Here is a 2917-nt window from a genome sequence, read left to right as displayed (position 1 = left end):
GGCAAATTCCCCGAAAACCGCCCCCTTTGTCAGGAAGTATTTATAGAGATTATGATGACTATTTGAGCAATGATTTATGATATAATCAAGACGGCTGACCAAAATAGCACCTAAATTCAGAACTATCTAGAATTACAGCTTTAATTTCCGCCTAACTAAACTATGACTAAATATCATCAAATCACCGTTAACAATCGTCAGACGGGCGAAAAAATTACCACCACCGTTCCTGAGGATAACTATATACTCCACAGTCTGGAAAAACAGGGCTATCAATTACCCTTTTCCTGTCGCAATGGAGCTTGTACCAGCTGCGCGGTCAGGGTATTATCGGGAGATATCCATCAACCAGAAGCGATCGGACTATCGCCGGAATTAAAAGCCAGAGGTTATGCTTTACTTTGTGTCAGTTATGCCCGTGGCGATATGGAAGTAGCCACCCAAGACGAAGATGAAGTCTATGAACTGCAATTCGGTCGCTTTTTTGCTCGTGGGAAAGTGCGTTTTGGTTTACCCTTAGATGAGGAATAGATTAGGGATTAATCGTGCTAGATACCAGCAGCCAATTAGAAAAATACTTAGACATTGCCAGCGAAGCCGCCCTAGCGGCGGGAACAATTATCCTCGATAATTGGGGTAAAATCGAGACAATAGAAGAAAAAGGGCGATCGGGCGATTTAGTGACGGAAATAGATCGTCGAGCGGAAACAGAAATTCTCAAAATTATTGGCCGTCACTTTCCCAAACACGGGTTTTTAGCGGAAGAATCGGGAAAACTGCCAGGGACCGATAGCGACTATCTCTGGGCGATCGATCCTCTCGATGGAACCACCAACTATGCCCACGGTTATCCCGTATCCGTCGTCTCTATCGGACTACTGATCGCAGGGATAGCAAAAGTAGGAGTCATCTATAACCCCTTTAGAAAGGAACTATTTCGGGCAGCCCAGGGTTTGGGGTCCACTCTGAACCGTCGTCCCATCCATGTCTCCCGGACCGGTGAACTAGAAAAAAGTTTACTGGTGACGGGTTTTGCCTACGATCGCTGTCAAACCTCCGATAATAATTATGCCGAATTCTGTTATTTGACCCATCTGACCCAAGGGGTACGCCGCAGCGGTTCCGCTGCCAACGACTTAACCGATGTGGCCTGTGGGCGCTTAGATGGTTATTGGGAACGAGGAATTAATCCCTGGGATCTGGCCGCGGGAGTTATTCTGATCGAAGAAGCTGGGGGTAAAATTAGCGCCTACGATGAGAGTCCTTTTTTGATAGAAACGGGGCGAATCCTGGCTACTAACGGACAGATTCACACCCCCTTAAGCCAAGCTCTGCAAAAAGCGGCCTCTTGGAGCTTTCAGTTTTAATGCGATTATCATTTTGATTAAAGTTAGGATACTCTCTATGACTTTTCCAATTTCCCAGGGATTATTTCAATATGATTTAATCGATCACTTCGCTATTTTAGGAGTCTCGATCGATGCCGAACAGGAGGAGATTCGCCAGCGTTACTTAAAAATCGCCTATAAACTCCATCCTGATACCTGTCGCACTTACACCCCCGATGAAAAGGAACAGGCTCATCAGTTACTTTCAAAATTAGTTAACCCCGCCTACGAACATCTGAGCCACGATCTATCTCGCGAAGAATTTCGCCTTGTTTTAGCACAAATGGGCAAGGCAATGGGGAGAGATTTGAGTAAAATCACCATCAGTAGCGAACCAGCTAGAAAACTAGCCCAATCTAGCGCTAACTACGAATTAGTCTATCAAAAAATCCTGCAATCTTTGGCGATCGATCAATATACCGCTCTGGAAAATACCTATCAGAAAATCGCCCAACTCAGTGAACTCAATCTCGTTTATCTGATCTTAACCGAAGGTCAGGGCAGCAGGAAAACCACCCCGAAAGTCTTTATCTCCCAGGGCAATACTAACCAGTCCGAGTTAGTTAGAGCGACTGTCACCACGGCAGCCCCAGCTAAAGCGAAGGAATCGCCCCTAGAAGCCTATATTCGCCGCGCCCAAGCTTCTCTTGACGAAAATAACCCCGCCCAAGCTTTGCGAGAATTGCGCGATGCCCTGCGGCAAGAACCGGATAATGGCATCTGTCACGCCCTGATCGGTTTAGCCTACCTGCGACAAAATCAACTATCCATGGCCCGGGTTCATATCAATCGCGCTTGGCAAACCAACCCCAAAGATGCGACGGTGATTAGGAGCAAACGGGAACTAGATAAAGTAATTAATTCTAATACTGAAATGCCAGACCAGAAAGGACAAAAAGAGGAAGGAGAGCGCAAGGGCGGTTTTTGGTCTCGATTTGGTGGTAAAAAGAAATAGGACTGACCAGTGCCACCGATTTTGATTAGCAAACTCCCTTGACATCCTCGCCGCCGTAAAACGGACGGCGATTCCCAAACCTCACGATTTGGGTTTCTGCTTCTTTCCCGAAGGATTTTTCGCACCTGCCGCCCCAGATTTACTCTGTTCTGGTCTTATGGTCGCTCTACAGACTGACACCGCAAGCCCTGCGGCCAAAATATTTTTACTGGCGTTAATATCTCGGTCATGGTGAGTCCCACAGTCTGGACAGTCCCACTCTCGAACATTTAACGGCATTTTCTCAGCAATGTACCCGCAATTACTACACCTTTTAGAGCTAGGAAACCATCTATCTATTTCGATGTAATTTCTACCGTACCAACGGCATTTATAGGCTAATTGTCGGGTGATTTCTCCCCAGCTAACGTCAGATATTGCCTGAGATAATTTAGGGTTTTTGACCATATTCTTGACGGCTAAATTCTCAACCACAATCGTTTGGTTTTCACGAACTAATTGAGTGGTTAGCTTATGTAGATGGTCTTTTCTACTATCGGTGATTCGAGCGTGAATCTTGGCTACTTTGATTCTT

Annotated in this window: 4 protein-coding genes; 3 read left to right on the top strand and 1 reads right to left on the bottom strand. The window is 45.9% G+C overall.

Annotation, left to right across the window (positions count from 1 at the left end):
• Window positions 1–162 precede the first annotated feature (162 nt).
• The 3 genes from O9323_RS15070 to O9323_RS15060 are packed head-to-tail and all read left to right on the top strand — an operon-like array spanning window position 163 to window position 2343.
• A complete protein-coding gene (locus O9323_RS15070) occupies window positions 163–531 on the top strand; it encodes a 2Fe-2S iron-sulfur cluster-binding protein (protein ID WP_002752816.1) in 369 nt (122 codons plus the stop codon).
• A gap of 14 nt (window positions 532–545) precedes the next feature.
• A complete protein-coding gene (locus O9323_RS15065; protein ID WP_002752818.1) occupies window positions 546–1367 on the top strand; it encodes an inositol monophosphatase family protein in 822 nt (273 codons plus the stop codon).
• Window positions 1368–1404: 37 nt separating this feature from the next.
• Entirely contained in the window at window positions 1405–2343 is a 939-nt protein-coding gene (locus O9323_RS15060; RefSeq protein ID WP_002752820.1) for a J domain-containing protein, read from the top strand.
• Window positions 2344–2424: 81 nt separating this feature from the next.
• Here the strand turns inward: O9323_RS15060 and O9323_RS15055 are convergent.
• On the bottom strand, window positions 2425–2917 hold a 493-nt coding region (locus O9323_RS15055; protein WP_288125366.1), incomplete at its 5' end, for an RNA-guided endonuclease TnpB family protein.

The sequence above is a fragment of the Microcystis sp. LE19-131.1A genome (assembly GCF_027532015.1).
GTDB lineage: Bacteria > Cyanobacteriota > Cyanobacteriia > Cyanobacteriales > Microcystaceae > Microcystis > Microcystis ichthyoblabe_A.
Note: the sequence above shows the minus strand (reverse complement) of the source record. Positions and strands in the feature narration are given on the sequence as shown.